This window comes from Methylobacterium indicum (assembly GCF_017347565.1).
Lineage (GTDB): Bacteria > Pseudomonadota > Alphaproteobacteria > Rhizobiales > Beijerinckiaceae > Methylobacterium > Methylobacterium indicum.
In genome coordinates, this window is the sequence record NZ_AP024145.1 from 3,257,864 (window position 1) to 3,274,871 (window position 17,008).

Here is a 17,008-nt window from a genome sequence, read left to right on the forward strand (position 1 = left end):
GCTCCCCGACTATCCCAGGATCTCCTCGAACGCGGCCCGCACTCCGGCCCGCGTCTCGGCGAGCTGCGCGACGAGGGCCGCCTCGTCGGGCTGGCCCGAGGCCGCGGCGAGGCGGGCGCGAGCTGCCGCCGGTGCGGTGCGGCCGAACTCGCCCTCGACCATCAGGCGCTGCCAGTGATGCACGTCGTCGAGGAGCCGGTAGGCCGTGACGAGGCGGCCGGCGAGGCCGGGCTCGATCAGCCCGCGGTCGCCGGCGCGCTCCAGGACCCCCGGCGCGTCGAGGCCGACGAGATCGGGATGGGCCGCGGCCTGCGACAGGATCAGGGCCTGCGCCAGGAAGTCGAGGTCGAGGAGCCCGCCCGGGGCGAGCTTGAGGTCGAGGGGCCCGTGGTCGCCCTTCTCCTTCGCCACGAGGGCCCGCATCGTCCGCACCTCGCGGGCGACCGTCTCGGGGTCGCGGGACTGGCACAGGATCGCGGCGGCGGTGGCGTCGGCCTCCGCCATCAGGCCGGGATCGCCCGCGATGGCCCGGGCCCGGGTCAGGGCCATGTGCTCCCACGGCTCCGCCTCCTCGCGCCAATAGGCGGCGAAGCGCTGCCACTGGTTGGCGATCGGGCCCTGGCCGCCGCTCGGGCGCAGGCGCAGGTCGACCTCGTAGAGCCGCCCGCGCCGGGTCGGCACGGTGAGCGCGGCGACGAGGCGCTGGGTCAGGCGGTTGTAGTAGACCGCGGCATCGAGCGGACGCTTGCCGTCGCTCTCGCGGGCGTCGGGATCGAAATCGTACAGGACCACAAGGTCGAGGTCGGAATCGGCGGTGAGCTGGCGCGAGCCGAGGCGACCGAGGCCGAGCACCGCGAAGCGCCCGCCCGGCACCCGCCCGTGATCGGCGGCAAAGACCGATTCGACCGCCCGGAGCGCCGAGGCCACCACCGCCTCGGCGATGCCCGCATAGGCCCGGCCGGCGCCCGCAGGCGGCAGGATGCCGGAGAGGAGGCGCGCGCCGGTGACGAAGCGCAACTGGCGGGCGGCGTCGCGGCTGCGGTCGAGGAAATCCTCGTAGTCGCGGGGCTGGCCGAGGCCGGTACGGAGCTGCTCGGCCAGCGCCCCGGCCTCGGTCACCGGGGCGACGAAGGCCGGGTCGATCACCGCGTCGAGGACGTGCGGGCTGAACGCCACAGTGTCGGCGAGCCGCGGCACGGTGCCGAGAAGGTCGGCGAAGAGCAGCCGCAGCCGCTCGTGCGAGCGCAGGATGGTGAGAAGCTCGACCGCCGCCGGCATCCGCCCGAAGGCGCGGTCGAGGGCGGCGAGCGCCCCGTCCGGGTCGGCGGTGCCGGACAGCGCCTGGATCAGGGGCGGGACCAGGTCGGTCAGCACCTCGCGGGCACGCGGGCTCGTCACCGCCGGGCGGCGGCCGAAATGCCAGCCGCGCACCGTCTCGGTCGCCCGCTCCGGCGCCCGAAAGCCGAGGCTGCGCAGGGTGGCCAGCGTGCCGGGATCGTCCTCGACCCCGGTGAAGACGAGGTCGCCGACCTCCGCGGCGAGGTCGGGCTCGGCCTCGAACAACAGGGCGTAATGGCCCTGAACCCGGCGCGCCTCGGCGGTCAGCGCGTCGCCGAATGCGGTCTCGTCGGCGTAGCCGAGGAAGCGGGCGAAACGCGCGAGCTTGCCCGGATCCTCGGGGAGGCGCTGGGTCTGCTCGTCGGCCACCATCTGCAGCCGGTGCTCGACGGTGCGCAGGAAGCGGTAGGCCTCCCCCAATTCGTCGCGGGCCTCCGGGGTGATCCAGCCCTCGTCGTGCAGCGCGCCCAGCATCTCGAGCGTGCGACGGCCGCGCAGGGACGGGCGGCGCCCACCGAAGACGAGCTGCTGGGTCTGGACGAAGAACTCGACCTCGCGGATGCCGCCGCGCCCGAGCTTGATGTCGTGGCCCGCCACCGCGATGGCGCCGTGGCCGCGCACGGCGTGGATCTGCCGCTTCATCGCGTGGACGTCGGCGATCGAGGCGAAGTCGAAGTACTTGCGCCAGATGAACGGCCGCAGCTCGGCGAGGAATTTGTCCGCCAGGGTCCGGTCGCCCGCGACCGGACGCGCCTTGATGAAGGCGGCGCGCTCCCAGTTCTGCCCCACCGTCTCGTAGTAGGTGTAGGCCGACGGCAGCGACAGGGCGGTCGGAGTCGAGCCGGGATCGGGCCGCAGGCGGTAATCGACCCGGTGGACGTAGCCGTCGGCGGTGCGCTCCTGCAGGAACTTGGCGACCGCTTGCGCGATCCGGCTGAAGAACGGCGTCGCCTCGACGCCGGCGCGCAACGGCGCGGTGTCGGGATCGAACAGCACGATCAGGTCGACGTCGCTCGAATAGTTCAGCTCGCCGGCCCCGAGCTTGCCCATACCGAGCACGATCAGCCCCGACCTCTCCTGGGGCTTCGACGGATCGGGCGGCAGGAACCGGCCGGTGCCGGCGGCCTGGACCAGGGCCGCGTCGACCGCCGCGCCGACCGAGGCGTCGGCGAAGTCCGAGAGCGCCGCGGTCACCTCTTCCAGCGACCACACCCCGCCGATATCGGCGAGCGCCACCAGGAGCGCATGGGCGGCGCGGTTGCGCCGAAGCCGGGCGGCGACGTCGCCGCCGGCAAGTCCCGCCGCCCGCTGATCGGACAGGATCGCGGCGTTGGACTCCTCCGGCGCGCGCTCCAGCAGTCCGGCGAGCCGGACGGGGTCGCGGGCGGCGAGCCCCCACAGGAACGGCGAATGGTCGGCGAGCCCGAGGAGAAGGTCGCGGGCCGGGCCGCCCTCGCCGATGAGCGGCGCGAGCCCGGGCGCCTCGGCAAGCAGGTCGGCGACGCGAGAATGGGCGCGCTCCGGGTCGGCGAGGCGGGGCGCCAGGGCGAGACGTGCGGCGAGGGACCCGGTCACGCCGTCGTCTCCCGCGGGGCCTGAACCTCCCGTGCGGCCGGCGCCGGCAGGCGCAGCACGGCGCGCAGGCCCGGCGCGTTGTCCTCCAGCGCGAAGGTGCCCTGGTGCAGCCGCGCCACCGCGTTGACGAGGCTGAGGCCGAGCCCGAAGCCCGGACGGGTGCGGGCGGTCTCGAGTCGCACGAAGCGCTCCAGCACCCGGCCGCGATCGGATTCGGGGATCCCCTCGCCCTGGTCGGCGACCGCGAGCAGCACGGCCCCGTCCTCGCGCCGGGCGGTGACGCAGACCACCGGCGGGACCGCCGGATCGGCCGGCCTCTGCCCGTACTTGAGCGCATTGTCGATCAGGTTCGCCATCGCCTGTCCGATCAGCTCGCGGCTGCCGTGCAGCAGGAGACCGTCCTCGATCTCCGTCCGCAACCCGACGCCGCGTTCCTCCGCCACAGCTTCGTACAACTCGCCGACCTCGAGCGCGACTGCGCCGGCGTCGAAATCCGCCAGCCCCTCGCGGGCGTTGCCGGCCTCGAGGCGAGCGATCATCAGGAGCGCGTTGAACACCCGGATCAGGTTGTCGCTCTCCTCGATGTTGGCCTCCAGCGCCGCGCGCAGGGATTCCGGGTCGTCGCCCTCGCGCAGGGCCGCGTCGGCCTTGTTGCGCAGGCGGGTGAGCGGGGTCTTGAGGTCGTGGGCGATGTTGTCCGAGACCTCGCGCATGCCTCGCATCAGCTCGCCGATGCGGTCGAGCATGGCGTTGAGGTTGCTCGCCAGCCGGTCGAGCTCGTCGCCGGTGCCGGCCAGCGTCAGCCGCCCGTCGAGGTCGCCCGCCATGATGCTCCGGGTGATCTCGGTCATGTGGTCGACGCGCTTGAGGACGCGTTGCGCGATGAACCAGCTGCCGAGGAAGCCGAGGCCCACCACCAGCATCAGCGACCAGGCGAAGGCCCGCCCGATCACCGCCCTCAGGCGGTCGCGCTCCTCGACGTCGCGGCCGACGAGGAGGCGGAAGCCTCCCGGCAGCGTGAAGATGCGCACGATCGCCCGGTGGTCGAGGCGGTCGCCGTCGCCGACGCGGCTATAGGCGGTCTCGGTCTGGCCGGGTTCGGCGAGCACCCCGGGCGGCAGGGTCTCGACGTTGCCGACGACGTGCTCGCCCGCCGGCGTGGTCACGAGGTAGAGCGAGGCGCCGGGCTCGCGCGAGCGGCGCTCGACCACGCTGACGAGGCGGCGGATGCCGCCCGCGGCGTATTGGTCGGACAGGCCGTTGATCTCGGCCTCGATGGTCGAGACGATCTGGTCGTCGAGGACGCGCCGCGCGTTCCAGGCGACGTAGCCGAGGGCGAAGAACGCGAAGGCGGCGAAGACCAGGAGGTAGGCGAGCGACAGCTTGAAGGCCGTGGTGCGAAACAGCGTGCCGAGGCGCGCCAGCACGCTGTCCGGCGCCGCGGCGCCCGGGTGGCCTGCGGGCCCCGACGGGGTCGCGATCCGGGCGCTCACGCCTCACCGCCGGCGCGGACCATGTAGCCCGCCCCCCGCACGGTGTGGATCATCGGCCGCTCGAAGCCCTTGTCGACCTTGGCGCGCAGGCGCGAGACGTGGACGTCGATGACGTTGGTCTGCGGGTCGAAATGGTAGTCCCAGACGTGCTCGAGCAGCATCGTGCGGGTGACGACCTGGCCGGCATGGCGCATCAGGTATTCGAGCAGGCGGAATTCCCGCGGCTGGAGCGGGATCTCCTGGCCGGCCCGGGTCACCCGGTGCGACAGCCGGTCGAGTTCGAGGTCGCCGACGCGGTAGCTCGTCGCCTCGGCGCCCGCATTGCCGCCGCGGCGGCGGGCCAGGACCTCGATCCGGGCCATCAGCTCGGAGAAGGCGTAGGGCTTGGGCAGGTAGTCGTCGCCGCCGGCCTTGAGGCCCTTCACCCGGTCGTCGACCTGGCCGAGCGCCGAGAGGATCAGCACCGGGGTCTCGACGCCCTGCTCGCGCAGGGAGCGGATCAGCGACAGGCCGTCGAGCTTCGGCAGCATCCGGTCGACCACCAGCACGTCGTAGGCGCCCTCGCGGGCGAGCGCGTAGCCGTCGAGCCCGTCATCGGCGGTGTCGGCGACGTGCCCGGCCTCGCGAAAAGCCTTGGAGAGGTAGCTGGACGCCTCGCGGTCGTCCTCGATGATCAGGAGGCGCATGTCGGACATTCTAGGGCAGTTCCCGGGCGCGCGGGAGAGCGTCCCGCGCCGGGATCCTGGCGCCTTGGACCCGAGGCGGTCCCCGTCCCGACGCGCCGCACCGGGGGAGGAGGCCGGTACGGCACGTCGGGCGTCGCCGCTGGGAGTCGGCAGGCCGAGCCGGGGGACTCGGCCTGCCGTGGCGCAAAACGCCGGGTCGTCTGGGGGGCGATGATGGTGACCCGGCGCCTCGGCCCTCGGGGCCTGCGGCGCGTCGGCGCCCCGGGGGTGGGAGGCGCCGCCGCGTCCGGCGACCATGCCGTTCTAGGCCTCCCCGTCTTACGCCCGTGTCTCCGCCCCATGAACTCTGCGTAATCTCGGTCGCGGGCGGGGCCGTGGCCCCGCCCGCGACGGGAGCGCGTCAGACCACCGGCGGCGCGGTCGCGGCGGCGTCGGGGGCCGGGGACTTGGTGCCCGAGACGAGCGGCCCGTCGCCGTGGATCAGGGTCATCACCAGGGCGACGACGGCGAGCACGGCCGCCACCACCGCCGGCACCAGGAAGGCGTTCTCGCCGAAGGCGGCGTGCAGCAGGCCGCCGGAGATCGCCCCCAGCGTCAGCGCGGCCCAGAGCGGCGCCTGGATCCAGAACGACGGCGAGGGATGGCCGAGCAGCAGGTTGGCAAGCCCGGTCCCGAAGCGCACCACCGCGCCGGTGACGTAGGTGAGCGCCAGGCTGCGTCCCTCCTCGTCCTGCAGCACGGCGTTCTGCATGCCGAGGGCCAGCACGATCGGGTAGGCGTGGAGCGGGAACTCGAACGGCCCGCGCGGCATCAGCAGGCCGGCGGCGAGGAGGAGCGCCTGCAGCGTCAGGAGCACCGCGAGGCGCCAGTAGCCGACCGCGGCGGCGAGCAGCGTGCCGATGAACGCCCCGAAGCAGAACAGCGCGATGGTGCTGCCGACCCGGGTGACGTTGCCCCAGTCGCCCAGGCTGACCGCGACGCCGAAGCGGGTGGTGTTGCCGCTCATGAAGGACATGAACAGCTGCGAGAATTCGAGGAACCCGATCGCGTCCGCGCAGCCGGCCAGGGCCGACAGGGCCAGCGCGAACGGTACCCGCGTGCTCGCGGCGGCCGGAAAGGCCTTGGTTTCCTTCTCTGCCATTCACCCCTTCTCCCTGTGCTGCCCTCGGGGCAGACCTATTGCCGATGCGGAACCGTGCCGGAGCGGAACGGTTCCGTTGCACCGCATCAAACGGAGCGCGAGACAGTCGGGGTGTGCGGATTCTCACATCGGATGCCGCGCCCGCCCGCGTCCAACCGGCTGGGACAGGCGGCTTTTTCGCACGATCGGAGCCAGACCAGGGGCGCGGCGGCGGGCGACGCCCGCTCAGTAGAGCCGGGTCCGGTAGGATTCCTCCATCAGTCGCTCGGCCTCGGTGACGCCGAGGGCGCCGGTCTGCTCGGCGAGGATGCGGCCGAGGCTCGGGACCGTGCCGCGGGGCACCTGCGCCGCCGGATCCCAGAGCCGGGCGCGCATCACCGCCTTGCCGCAATGGAAGAACGCCTCGCGCACCGCGACGAGGAGCCCGGTGGTCGGCACCTTGCCCTGGGCGGCGAGCGGCGCCAGCAGGGCGGCGTCGGTGGTGATGCGGGCGGTGCCGTTCACCCGCAGGGTCTCGGTGACGCCGGGCACGAGGAAGATCAGGCCGATGCCCGGCGCCGCCAGCAGGTTGCCGAAGCTGTCGGCGCGGTTGTTGCCGCGCCGGTCCGGGATCAGCAAAGTGGCGTCGTCGAGGACCTGGACGAAGCCCGGGGCATCGCCGCGCGGACTGGCATCGGCGCGGCCCTCGGCATCGGCGGTGGCGACCACCAGGAACGGCGAGAGCGCGATGAAGGCGCGGGCATGCGGATCGAGCCGGGCCAGCACCTTGCCCTCGGCGAGGCGGCTGACCGGGCCCATGTGGTCGCGCAGCTCGTCCGCGTTGCGGATCCGCATCTCGGCCTGACTCTCGTCCATCCGGTCCTCCCGCTCGCGATCGTGTTCGCGGCCCGCCAAGCCTGAACCGGGCCAAGCCTGAACCGGGTCAAGCCTGAACCGGGCCAGCCTGAATTGAAGCCGACCCTGCGTCCCGTTGTCCGGCTCGTCCGCGCGCTTCGGCGCCGCCCTATCTCGTCCAGCGTGCGGCCTGCGGGCGATCGAGGCAAGGATGCCGGCAGGGCGAGGATGTCTGCACGGCAAGGATGTCCGCACGGTTCGAGGCGAGGATCGGGGAAGCCATGAGACGTCCCGGCCATCCGCCGTTGAAAGGCGCTGCCCGCCTCGCCGTCGCGGCGTGCCTCGCCGCCCTCGCCCACCCGGCCGCCGCCGGTCTGACCCCGAAGGACCTCTCGGGCGTCGCCCTCGCGCCGCCGCCCGACGCGCGCGCGCCCCTCGATGCCGCCTTCACGAGTGCCGCCGACGGGCGGCGCCTGAGCCTCGACGAGGCGATGAATGGCCGCCCCACCCTGCTGATGCCCCTCGACTATGCCTGCCGCAACGTCTGCGACCCGATGCTGGCGGTCGCCGGCGCGGCGCTCGCCGCCACCGGCCTCGAGCCCGGCACGGATTACCGGCTGGTAACCCTCGGCTTCAATCCGCGGGCCGAGGCGGACAAGGCCCGGACGATGGTGGCCGAGCAGCTCGGAAGCGGTCCCGTCCTGGATCGGGCCGTGGTGCTGGTCGGCGCGCCCGGCCCGGTCGCCGCGGTGACGCGGGCCCTGGGCTATGCCTACGCGTATGACCGGGACACCGATTCCTACGCCCACCCGGCCGGCGCCCTGGTGCTGGCCGGGGACGGCCGGGTCGCCCGCGCCCTCTCGCCCCTGGCGATGACCGCGCGCGACCTGCGCCTCGCCCTGGTCGAGGCCGGCGAGGGACGGGTCGGGAGCCTCTCCGACCGGCTGGTGCTGCTCTGCTACGGCTACGATCCTCAGACCGGCATCTACACGCCGCTGATCCGCCGCATCCTCACGGTGGCGGGTCTCGCGACCGTGCTGGCGATCGCCGGGCTGATCCTGTGGCTGCAACGCCGCGCCGGGCGGGCCCGTCCCCTCTGAAAAGGGGCGGCGGTCCGGCTGTGCGGCGGGCCGCCGGCGGTGCAGAGTGCGGCGCCGGGCACCGAATCGCCCGGACGAGGCGAGGACGCGGCCCGCGGGGCCGCGAGCGAACGGAACCGAGCGACAGGATGACAGCCCCCCTCGTGATCACGGTGGCGCCCAACGGCGCCCGCCGCACCAAGGCCGACCACCCCGCCCTGCCGATCGAGCCGCGGGAGATCGCCCTGGAGGCGGCGCGCTGCCGCGAGGCCGGCGCGGCGATGATCCATCTGCACGTCCGCGACGCCGAGAACCGCCACACCCTCGATCTCGACCGCTACCGGGCGGCGCTGGCGGCGGTGCGCCGCGAGGCGGGGCCGGAGATGATCTGCCAGGTCACCACCGAGGCGGTCGGCCTCTACAGCCCGGCCGAGCAGATGGCGGCGATGCGGGCGCTCAAGCCCGAGGCGTTCTCGGTCGCCCTGCGCGAGCTCTTCGCCGAGCCGGAGGACGAGGCGGCGGCGGCGGCCTTTCTGGCCGAGCAGGCCCGGGCCGGCGTGCTGGTCCAGCACATCCTGTACGATGCCGGCGACGTCACCCGCTTCCAGGGGCTGGCCGCCCGGGGGCTGATTCCGCTCGAGCGGGCGAGCGCCCTGTTCGTGCTCGGCCGGTACGCGGTGGGCCAGCGCTCGGACCCCGCCGACCTGCTGCCGTTCCTCGCCGCCTGGACCTCCGAGCACCGCCTCGACCTGCCCTGGGCGCTCTGCGCCTTCGGTCCCCGGGAAGCGGCCTGCCTCGTCGCGGCGGCGACGCTCGGCGGGCATGCCCGGGTCGGGTTCGAGAACAACCTCTGGCGTCCCGACGGCCGCCCGGCCACGAGCAACGCCGCGCAGGTGGCGGATCTCGCCGGCCTCGCCCGCGCCCTCGGGATCGGGGTCGCGACGGGGGCGCAGGCCCGGGCGCTGTTCTCCGGCGAGGCGTGACCGTCCGGGCGCCTTCCGGCGGCCCGGCGCCGGGCCGCCGGATTACTGGCTGACGGCGGTCGCCGCCGGCTCGGGGGTCGCGGCGGCGGTCTGCGGCACCGGGGGCGCGGGCTTGCGCAGGACGAAGTGGCGGAACTCCACCGGGCGACGCGGCGGCATCGGCGTCGCGGGCTTGGCGTCCTCCGCCGGGGCCGCCGCCGGCTCGAGGGCGGCCACCGTGGTCGTCGCGGGCGCCGGGACCGGCGCCGACTGGCCGGGGGCGGCGGCCGCGAGGCTGATCGTCTGGCCGGAGGTCGGGAAGGGCGGGGTGGCGGCGGCGTTGCCGGCATAGGCCAGGGCGGCGCCCTGGACCGGCTCGGGGGCGGCGTGGAAGGCCAGGGAGGCGGGGCGGACCGGCGGCAGCGGCACCTTGACGACCGGCTCGGGCAGGTCCGGCAGCTGGTATTGCGAGGGCGCCTGCGCCTGGGCCGTCGTCGGCTGGAACGCCGCCGAGGCGACCTGCTGCGGGGCGGTGGTGGGCGGCGGCAGGACGTATTGCGTCGTCGAGCCGGTCGGGGCGAGCGCCGTCGAGAGGGCGGCGACCGACGGGTCGGCGGAGGCGGTGGCGGTCGTGGCCGCCGGCCGGCCGCCGAACACGTTCGAGAGGAACTTTCCGAGGGGATTGGCCGGCGCGGAGACCTCGCGGACCGGCGGCGCCTCGAGCTCGGCCACGTCGGTGCGGATGCCGGCGCGCTTGGCGGCGTAGTAGTAGCCGCGGGCGTAGTAGCTGTAGGCCTGGGCCTCGTTGCCGTGGGCGGTCTTGTAGGCACCGGCGAGGTAGGCGACGCCGTAGGTCAGGTTGATCTTGGCGTCGAGCAGGCCGGAGGCCGGGCCGCTATAGCCCAGCGCCCGCGCGGTGCCGTGCTTGATCTGCATCAGGCCCATCGCGCCGCCGCGGCCGACCGCGCGGGGATTGTAGCCGCTCTCCCGCTTCACCACCCGGTGGATGAAGCTCGCCGGAACACCGTTGGCCTTGGCATGCGCCTCGATCAGCGCGTCGATGTTGTCGCGAACGGGGCTCACCTGGGCCAAAGCCGGGAGCGGCGTCGCGACGGCGACGGCGACGAAGAGGTGCTTGCGCATGCAGGACCTGCTGGAGGGAGCCGGTGCGCTGCCGCACCGACGGGAAGGCTCATCCTGCTCCGTTTCAAATGCGGCGGGAAAGAGACTTGGCCGTTCCGAGGCCGAACTTGGCCGTTAACTCCACCGGAAAACGGCGGAGTTTCGCGGTGCGGTGTGGCGCGGCAGGCACAGGAACGGCGTCTTTTGCGCGCCCGTGGAACGCCGGACCGACAGCGGCCGGGCGGCCGATTCGGCCTCAGCGCCGCCCGCCGCCGCCGAAGCCCCCTCCCGGGCCTCCTCCCCCGAAACCGCCGCCACCGAAGCCTCCTCCTCCCAAGCCTCCCCCGCCGAAGCCCCCACTGGGCCCTTCGCCACCCGGACGACCGAACCCGCCGGGTCCGCCCGGCCCCCCGACGCCGCCCTGGCCGCCGAAGCGGCCCGGTCCTTCGGTACCCGGCATCCGCATGTCGATCTCGCCGCGGCCGGGGCGTCCGCCCTCGCGACCGCCGAAGGGCCGCTCGCCGCCGGGGCCGCCGGGCCGCCCGCCCGGGCTCCCGTGCCCGCCGCCGGGGCGCTGGCCGGGCGAGCCCTTGGGACCGGCCCGACCCGGGCCGGCCCGGCCGGGGCTTCCATCCCGTCCCGTCTCCCGTCCGGCCGGGTCGGGACGGAGCCGCAGGCCGTCGAGGTCGATCCGGCCGCCCCGCCCGGTGCGGCCGTCGAGGATGGCGAGCCCGCCCCCGGCCGGGACGAGGCCGCCCCCTCCGGTCACCGCGTAGCCGGCGCCGGTGCGGAAGCCCCCGCCCTCCCGGGTGACGTAGGCCTCGATCGAGAGGCGCCGCGCCTCGGCGCCGAACGGCTCGCTCGCCGGCACCGCCCGCGCCACGGCGAGCCGGCCGCCGGTCAGGCTGCCCTCCGCCACCGCCCGCCCGCCGGCGAGCGCCGGATCGAGGCCGGCGAGCGGCAGGTTGCCGATGCGCAAGGCTCCGGCGGGGCCGCGCCGCACCGGGCCGGCGACGAGATCGGGCGCGCTCCCCGCCGGGTCGATCCGGCTCGCCGCGATGCTGCCGTCCGGCCGCCTCAGGCCGCTCACCGCCACCCGCTCGCCGACCCGCGGCCGCGGCATCTCGGGCGGCAGGCCCGCGGTGACGACCGACTGGCCGAGCACCGTCAGCCGGTCGGGCGCGGCGCGCTGGACCGGGCCGACCACCTCGTGGATCACCGCGATGCCGGCGGTGGACAGGGCGCCTTCTCCCCCGACCGCGAGGGTCCGCACCACCTGGCCGACCCGCAGGTCGTCGACCCGGGCCGGGCGCCCGTCGATCGTCACCCGCACCTCGGGCGGGTAGGCGATGCGCAGGTCGTTGACGATGATGCTGCCGAAGCCCCGGATGGTGCCGACGACGCCGGTGCCGCCGATGCCGCGGTCGCCCTCGTCGTCGGGGCCCGGACGGATGCCGGTGCCGCCGATGCCCTGGTCGAGGATCTTGTCGCCCGCCGCCCCCGCCGGCCCGGCGGCGGCGAGCCAGCCGATTCCCGAGAGCAGACGCAGCAGGCCGCGCCGGGACAGGGACGCGGAGCGGGACGGGTGTCGCACGGGCCGGGTCCTCACGGCGCGCCCTTCTCCGGCGGAACGGCCGCCGGGACGGGCCGTGGCGCATCCTCGGCGTAGATGTAGATGCCGAAGTTCCAGCGCGCCTCGCCGCCCGGATCGGTCTCGCAGGCCGCATGCGCCTCGCGGTTGGCCTGCTGCAGCGCCTCCATGGCGATCTCCCGCGCCCGCAGCTCGAGCCGCCGCGCCAGGGCCGGCGAGAGCCCGTCGTAGTGCACGGCACGCTCGAGGAAGCGCGGCTTCTCGTCCAGGATGTTGGCGACCGACGCGGCGATGTGGTCGTGCAGGTTGCGGCCGAAATAGTAGAGCTGCTGGCTGCCGCCGCCGCTCGGCACGAAGGCGGCCTCGGCGAGCACGATGCGCTCCTCGGCATCCAGGGTGACGAGGCCGCGGTCGAGCCACTCGTCGAGCACCGCGCGGGGGCGCAGGTCCCGGGTCACCGAGGCGACCAGGCTCTCGAAGGACGGCCCGGTCTCGGCCGCCCGCGGCAGCGGGCGCGGGCGGCCGTCGGCCTCGGTGAATTCGGGGGCGGCGATCCAGCGGGCGATGATGCGGCTGGTGCGCGAGACCGCGGCCGGCACCGCGCTCACCGGCGCGCCGGCCCCGCGCAGGCGGCGCACCTCCTTGCGGTGGATGCCGGTGAGCAGGCTCACCCGGCTGTCGGTCTGGTCCTTGCCGGGCAGCGCGAAATCGTACTCGGCGACGTTCACGTAGAGCTCGCGCAACAGGTCCGTCAGCGCCGGGAAGGTGATCCCGCTGCGCACGAACAGCCGCACCAGCGGGCGCAGCAGGCGGGCGAGCGGGGCCTGCAACGCGCCGGCATCCGGCGGCACTCTCTGAATCGGCTCTGACATCACGGTCGTTGTAGCGAAGCTGTCGTGGGACACAATCCCACGAGACTCCGGCAACTCGCGATTCGCCGTTGACGTGGGAAATTTGCCCACATAAAAAGCCGTCGTGGTCGGATTTCCCACGCCGGGAGCGGCCACAGGATCAGCTGCAGGGAACCCCGATGGCCCACCCCCTCCCTCTCCTGTGCCGCGCCGCCGCTCCCGAGGCGATCCGGATCGACGTCGCCCGGCGCCGCCGGCCCGCGCCGCGGTTGCCGGTGGCGATGCTGGTGCGCAGCCTCGTGCTCATCGCCGGCCTCGGCCTGCCGGTCGCCGCCGCGACGCTCGCCGACCTCGCCCACCCGGCGCCCGCCCTCTCCCGGCCCCGCTGACGAAGGACCGCCTCCCATGCTCGAAGCCCTGCGCGGCGACCAGAGTCGCTCCCCTCCCCTCGGTCGCGCCTTTCCGGCCCCGGAGATCGAGGAGGTGTCCCCCGCCCTCCGCTCCCGGCGCGAGCCGGCCGATGGCGGCGACGCCGTGATCCTCGCCGCCCTCTGCCTCGTCATCGGCGGCGCGATCCTGATGGTCGCCCTCCAGGCGATCTGCATCGTCCAGAACCTCTGATCGGGTTCGGACCCGCCGGCCTTCTCGCCGGCCGACGACCAGCAAGCCCGGACGGCCCCGTCGCCCCGGCTCGACTCCCCGGCATCCCGCCGACGATTCACAGACGGCTCACTCCATGATCAGATCGACCGAAGCGCTCGGCCTTCCCGGCGCGCTCGCCCTCGCGGCCGGGCTCGCGGCCGCCGTTGCAGGCCCCCTGGCACTCGCCGCGCCGGCCCTCGCGGCGGACCTGCCGCGCCGGGCGGCCCCGCCGCCGGCCTTCACCCCCGTCCCGGTCTTCACCTGGACCGGGTTCTATGCCGGTGTGAATGCCGGCGCCGGCTTCGGCGGAGAGGGCGGCACCTTCACGGACGCGACCTACGGCACGGTGACGCCCGGCAGCCGCGACGCCGCCTTCGTCGGCGGCGGCCAGATCGGCTACAATTACCAGTTCACGCCGGGCTCCGGCTTCGTGATCGGCGCCGAGGCCGACATCCAGGGCACCACCTTCGGGCGGCCCCGCAGCGGACTCGTCGGCACGACGACCTTCACCGATATCGGTCCGAGCCTCGACTGGTTCGGCACGGTGCGCGGCCGGATCGGCTACGCCTTCGACCGCTTCCTCGTCTACGGCACCGGCGGCTTCGCCTATGGTGGGGGCAGCACGCCGTCCACCGCCTCATATTATACCGGTACGCTGCCGAGCACCTTCCGCACCGGCTGGACCGCCGGCGGCGGCGTCGAATACGCCATCACCGAGCGGCTGAGCGCCCGGATCGAGGCGCTCTACGTCAGCCTCGACCGCAATGGTGGCAGCGGCGGCCTCGTCTACGACACCGCCACCACGGCCTATTACGGGCTGGGCCGGCCCAAGATGGATTTCGGTGTGGTGCGGGCCGGCCTGAACTACCGGTTCTCGACCAACTGACCCCAGCAGGCAGCGGTCGAGGAGTCTCGGGGGCGATGCGGGAGCATCGTCCCCGATGCCGTCCGGAGCTCTCCGGGTATGTGCGGACCCTACTTGTCGAGCGCGTTCTCGATGGTGTCCTTGGCCTTGCCGCGCTCCTGCTGCGCCTGGCCCCGGAGCTTCTGCTCGCGCCCCTCGGCCTTCAGCGCCTCGTCCTCGGTCAGGTTGCCGACGCCGCGCTTGGCGCTGCCGACCGCCTCGTTCGCCAACCCCTTCAGTCGGTCGACGGCACCCGCCGTCGTCGGCGTGTCGTCGGCGAGGGCCGGGCCCGCAGCGGCGAGGGCAAGACCCAGGACGGCGCCTAAGCAGACTTGCGTTGGCAGGCCAACGCTTCGCCCGCTTAGGCTCTTGTCTTGTCGCAGATTTTTGCCGCCGAACCGGTGTCCACTTCGGCGAAATCTGCTTAGGAGGGTCGGTTTGCGGATGCTGCTCATGCGGGAAATCCCGTCTGTTTCAGGGGAGCGCGGTCATACCGGCCGCCGCGGTTCGGGCAATGGTGCCCCGGTACCAGATCGGGCCGCCGGATACCGGTATGCGGCCCGACCTCCGTTCCGGCCCGGCCCATCGCTCACGCCTTCGCGGCGATGAGCTGGGCGAGCCGGCGCAGGGCCAGCCCGTAGCCCTGCGTGCCGAGACCCGCGATCACCCCGTCGGCCCGCAGCGAGACGTAGGAATGGTGGCGGAAGGCCTCGCGCTTGTGCACGTTCGAGATGTGGACCTCGATCACCGGGGCGTCGAAGGCGTTCAGCGCGTCGAGGATCGCCACCGAGGTGTGGGTGAAGGCGGCCGGGTTGATGACGAGGCCGCCGGCGGTCTCGCGCGCCTCGTGGATCCAGTCGATGATCTCGTATTCGCGGTTCGACTGGTGGAAGCGGATCTCGAGGCCGAGCTCGGTCGCGAGCGCCCGGCACGACGCCTCGACGTCGGCCAGCGTCTCGCTGCCGTAGATGTGCGGCTGGCGCTTGCCGAGCAGGTTCAGGTTCGGGCCGTTCAGCACGTAGACGAGGCGGCTCGATTCAAGACGCGATTCGAGGCTCATGGCGGGCTCCTTCGCGGGGCATGAGGACACGGCGTTAGGCGCCGGTCCGCCGCCCCGCGTCAACCGCCGCGAGAGCCGGACGGCATCGCCACGATAGGCGAACGGCATTGGCCCGCGGGGGACCGCCGGGACGATGATCCTCTTCGACCGGGGGCATCCCGCCCCCTCCCGCGAAGGGACATCCTCCGATGCGCCACCTTCTCCTCGCCGGCGCCGTGCTCGCCGCCCTCTCGACCTCCGCCCAGGCCTGGACGCAGTCGCTTCTGCACCCGGAAAGCCGTGGGGCCGCCATCGTCACCACGATGCCCGCACCGCCGCGCTACACCGGCTACGACGACCTCGGCCTGCGCGCGGCGCCGATCCGGGCTCCCCGCGCGACGGCCCGTCCGTTCGAGCCGTCCCGGCCCTCCGATCCCCCGGCCTGGCGCTCGTGTCCGTGGTGCTGACGTGCGCGCCCGCACCGGCCCGTCACGGTCGCGTTTCCGCTCCGCCCCCGCGGTGTTAGCTTCATCCGTCCCCGCGGTGCCGGGGCTCCCGGACTGGAGGCTCGCTGCGGAGGGCGACCATGGAAATGCACCAGATCCGCTACTTCCTGGCCCTGTGCGAGGAGCATAACTTCACCCGCGCGGCCCAGGCCTGCCACGTCACCCAGCCCTCCCTCACCCGGGCGATCCACTTCCTGGAAGAGGAGCTGGGCGGGGCGCTGTTTCACCGCGAGCGCACCGGCACGCGGCTCTCCGAGCTCGGCCGCACCGTGCGGCCCTACCTCGAGGAGGTCTACGCCAAGGCGCAGGCGGCGCAGGCCGAGGCCCGCGCCTTCGGCCGCCAGCGCCGCACCCGCCTGACGCTGGGGGTGATGTGCACGATCCAGCCCGATGCCCTGATCGGGCTGATCGGGGGCCTGCGGGCGCGGCACCCGGACCTCGAACTCGACATCGTCGATGCGAGCGCGAGCGCACTGGAGGAGCGCCTGCTGGCGGGCAGCCTGGAGGTAGCGCTCTACTGCCTGCCGGGCCGCGAGCCCGATGCCCGCCTGCACCACCTCCCCCTGTTTCGCGAGCCGATGGTGATCGCGGTGGCAGCCGCCCACCCGCTCGCCGCCCTCGACGCGGTCCGCCCCCGCGACCTCAACGGCCAGCACTACGTCCACCGCCTCAACTGCGAGTTCCGCGGCACCGTCGGCCCGGTCTGGGAGGCGCAGGGGTGCACCGATTGCGAGACGATCTACCGGAGCGAGCGCGACGACTGGATCCTGGCGATGATCGCGTCCGGGCTCGGCTTCGGCTTCATGCCGCGCTCCTGCGTCACGCATCCCGGCGTGGTCGCCCGGCCGCTGGTCGAGCCGGACTTCTGGCGCGAGGTCGCCCTCGTCACCGTCCGCGGCCGGCCGCACGCCCCGGCGGTCGGCGCGCTCCTGCGCGAGGCGATGCGGGCGCAGTGGTTCGGCGCGCCGGCGCTGGCGACGGAGCGAGCGCGAGATGATTGGGCGGACGACCGGTAGGACAGCGCCCGATCGCGTTGCAGCCGGATTCTGCGCTGGATCTCCGAGTGTTTTGAGTTTTCTCGAGCGGCTCGGTGCCTGCCCCAGCGGAGAATGATCTCGCGATGGTCGCGCTGCGTTCCACGACGAGACGTCGTTCTCCGGGCCTATCCCAGGCTGCCCGGCGGAGGCGGAATCGCGAAGACTCCGATCGGGGAGAACGATGCGGCAGGCCGTCCGCTCCCTCCTG

Annotated in this window: 17 protein-coding genes; 7 read left to right on the forward strand and 10 right to left on the reverse strand. The window is 73.9% G+C overall.

Annotation, left to right across the window (positions count from 1 at the left end; translation table 11 throughout):
- Positions 1 to 9: 9 nt before the first annotated feature.
- The 5 genes from miv_RS15235 to miv_RS15255 form a co-directional block, all read right to left on the reverse strand.
- Complete coding sequence (locus tag miv_RS15235; protein ID WP_207183327.1) at positions 10 to 2,913, reverse strand: bifunctional [glutamine synthetase] adenylyltransferase/[glutamine synthetase]-adenylyl-L-tyrosine phosphorylase; 2,904 nt, start codon at positions 2,911 to 2,913, stop codon at positions 10 to 12.
- The gene (locus miv_RS15240) at positions 2,910 to 4,394 is read right to left on the reverse strand and encodes a HAMP domain-containing sensor histidine kinase (RefSeq protein WP_207183505.1); all 1,485 of its coding nucleotides are present in this window, start codon (positions 4,392 to 4,394) and stop codon (positions 2,910 to 2,912) included. Before miv_RS15240 ends, miv_RS15235 begins: the two co-directional genes overlap by 4 nt.
- An 8-nt stretch (positions 4,395 to 4,402) precedes the next feature.
- Positions 4,403 to 5,092: a response regulator transcription factor gene (locus miv_RS15245; protein WP_048427280.1), complete on the reverse strand. Its 690-nt coding sequence runs from the start codon at positions 5,090 to 5,092 to the stop codon at positions 4,403 to 4,405.
- A gap of 400 nt (positions 5,093 to 5,492) precedes the next feature.
- On the reverse strand, positions 5,493 to 6,233 hold the full coding sequence (locus tag miv_RS15250; RefSeq protein ID WP_048427277.1) for a YoaK family protein: 741 nt from the start codon (positions 6,231 to 6,233) through the stop codon (positions 5,493 to 5,495).
- Between the two features lie 225 nt (positions 6,234 to 6,458).
- The gene (locus tag miv_RS15255) at positions 6,459 to 7,088 is read right to left on the reverse strand and encodes a pyridoxamine 5'-phosphate oxidase family protein (protein ID WP_207183328.1); all 630 of its coding nucleotides are present in this window, start codon (positions 7,086 to 7,088) and stop codon (positions 6,459 to 6,461) included.
- A gap of 260 nt (positions 7,089 to 7,348) precedes the next feature.
- On the opposite strand from miv_RS15255, the gene miv_RS15260 reads away from it, so the two are divergent.
- Positions 7,349 to 8,167, forward strand: a complete 819-nt coding sequence (locus miv_RS15260) for a thioredoxin domain-containing protein (RefSeq protein ID WP_244749017.1) — start codon at positions 7,349 to 7,351, stop codon at positions 8,165 to 8,167.
- A gap of 128 nt (positions 8,168 to 8,295) precedes the next feature.
- Positions 8,296 to 9,129, forward strand: coding sequence for a beta-keto acid cleavage family enzyme (locus tag miv_RS15265; RefSeq protein WP_207183329.1), 834 nt, complete (start codon positions 8,296 to 8,298; stop codon positions 9,127 to 9,129).
- Between the two features lie 42 nt (positions 9,130 to 9,171).
- On the opposite strand, the gene miv_RS15270 is transcribed toward miv_RS15265, so the two are convergent.
- The 3 genes from miv_RS15270 to miv_RS15280 form a co-directional block, all read right to left on the reverse strand.
- Positions 9,172 to 10,251, reverse strand: coding sequence for a lytic transglycosylase domain-containing protein (locus miv_RS15270; protein ID WP_207183330.1), 1,080 nt, complete (start codon positions 10,249 to 10,251; stop codon positions 9,172 to 9,174).
- Between the two features lie 235 nt (positions 10,252 to 10,486).
- Complete coding sequence (locus tag miv_RS15275) at positions 10,487 to 11,824, reverse strand: DUF5666 domain-containing protein (RefSeq protein ID WP_207183331.1); 1,338 nt, start codon at positions 11,822 to 11,824, stop codon at positions 10,487 to 10,489.
- Positions 11,825 to 11,835: 11 nt separating this feature from the next.
- The gene (locus tag miv_RS15280) at positions 11,836 to 12,693 is read right to left on the reverse strand and encodes a DUF6502 family protein (RefSeq protein ID WP_048461554.1); all 858 of its coding nucleotides are present in this window, start codon (positions 12,691 to 12,693) and stop codon (positions 11,836 to 11,838) included.
- A gap of 158 nt (positions 12,694 to 12,851) precedes the next feature.
- Between miv_RS15280 and miv_RS15285 the strand changes: the two genes are divergently transcribed.
- From miv_RS15285 to miv_RS15295, 3 genes are all read left to right on the forward strand, one after another.
- Complete coding sequence (locus miv_RS15285) at positions 12,852 to 13,061, forward strand: hypothetical protein (RefSeq protein WP_207183332.1); 210 nt, start codon at positions 12,852 to 12,854, stop codon at positions 13,059 to 13,061.
- Between the two features lie 16 nt (positions 13,062 to 13,077).
- Positions 13,078 to 13,293, forward strand: a complete 216-nt coding sequence (locus miv_RS15290) for a hypothetical protein (RefSeq protein WP_207183333.1) — start codon at positions 13,078 to 13,080, stop codon at positions 13,291 to 13,293.
- A 115-nt stretch (positions 13,294 to 13,408) separates the two neighbouring features.
- On the forward strand, positions 13,409 to 14,200 hold the full coding sequence (locus tag miv_RS15295; protein WP_207183334.1) for an outer membrane protein: 792 nt from the start codon (positions 13,409 to 13,411) through the stop codon (positions 14,198 to 14,200).
- A gap of 89 nt (positions 14,201 to 14,289) precedes the next feature.
- Here the strand turns inward: miv_RS15295 and miv_RS33820 are convergent, their stop codons facing one another.
- Positions 14,290 to 14,673, reverse strand: a complete 384-nt coding sequence (locus miv_RS33820; RefSeq protein ID WP_048425537.1) for a CsbD family protein — start codon at positions 14,671 to 14,673, stop codon at positions 14,290 to 14,292.
- Between the two features lie 134 nt (positions 14,674 to 14,807).
- Positions 14,808 to 15,278 (reverse strand): type II 3-dehydroquinate dehydratase, encoded by a 471-nt coding sequence (gene aroQ, locus miv_RS15305; RefSeq protein ID WP_058617869.1) that lies wholly within the window; start codon positions 15,276 to 15,278, stop codon positions 14,808 to 14,810.
- A gap of 188 nt (positions 15,279 to 15,466) precedes the next feature.
- Between aroQ and miv_RS15310 the strand changes: the two genes are divergently transcribed.
- On the forward strand, positions 15,467 to 15,724 hold the full coding sequence (locus miv_RS15310) for a hypothetical protein (RefSeq protein ID WP_207183335.1): 258 nt from the start codon (positions 15,467 to 15,469) through the stop codon (positions 15,722 to 15,724).
- Between the two features lie 119 nt (positions 15,725 to 15,843).
- Entirely contained in the window at positions 15,844 to 16,779 is a 936-nt protein-coding gene (locus miv_RS15315; protein ID WP_207183336.1) for a LysR family transcriptional regulator, read from the forward strand.
- Positions 16,780 to 17,008: the final 229 nt, after the last annotated feature.

Bases quoted from the DNA above. Each gene is read 5' to 3' on its own strand.
- miv_RS15245 (WP_048427280.1), bottom strand. From the start codon at position 5,092: ATGCGCCTCCTGATCATCGAGGACGACCGCGAGGCGTCCAGCTACCTC.
- miv_RS15250 (WP_048427277.1), bottom strand. From the start codon at position 6,233: ATGGCAGAGAAGGAAACCAAGGCCTTTCCGGCCGCCGCGAGCACGCGG.
- miv_RS15255 (WP_207183328.1), bottom strand. From the start codon at position 7,088: ATGGACGAGAGTCAGGCCGAGATGCGGATCCGCAACGCGGACGAGCTG.
- miv_RS15260 (WP_244749017.1), top strand. From the start codon at position 7,349: ATGAGACGTCCCGGCCATCCGCCGTTGAAAGGCGCTGCCCGCCTCGCC.
- miv_RS15265 (WP_207183329.1), top strand. From the start codon at position 8,296: ATGACAGCCCCCCTCGTGATCACGGTGGCGCCCAACGGCGCCCGCCGC.
- miv_RS15270 (WP_207183330.1), bottom strand. From the start codon at position 10,251: ATGCGCAAGCACCTCTTCGTCGCCGTCGCCGTCGCGACGCCGCTCCCG.
- miv_RS15280 (WP_048461554.1), bottom strand. From the start codon at position 12,693: ATGTCAGAGCCGATTCAGAGAGTGCCGCCGGATGCCGGCGCGTTGCAG.
- miv_RS15285 (WP_207183332.1), top strand. From the start codon at position 12,852: ATGGCCCACCCCCTCCCTCTCCTGTGCCGCGCCGCCGCTCCCGAGGCG.
- miv_RS15290 (WP_207183333.1), top strand. From the start codon at position 13,078: ATGCTCGAAGCCCTGCGCGGCGACCAGAGTCGCTCCCCTCCCCTCGGT.
- miv_RS15295 (WP_207183334.1), top strand. From the start codon at position 13,409: ATGATCAGATCGACCGAAGCGCTCGGCCTTCCCGGCGCGCTCGCCCTC.
- miv_RS33820 (WP_048425537.1), bottom strand. From the start codon at position 14,673: ATGAGCAGCATCCGCAAACCGACCCTCCTAAGCAGATTTCGCCGAAGT.
- aroQ (WP_058617869.1), bottom strand. From the start codon at position 15,278: ATGAGCCTCGAATCGCGTCTTGAATCGAGCCGCCTCGTCTACGTGCTG.
- miv_RS15310 (WP_207183335.1), top strand. From the start codon at position 15,467: ATGCGCCACCTTCTCCTCGCCGGCGCCGTGCTCGCCGCCCTCTCGACC.
- miv_RS15315 (WP_207183336.1), top strand. From the start codon at position 15,844: ATGGAAATGCACCAGATCCGCTACTTCCTGGCCCTGTGCGAGGAGCAT.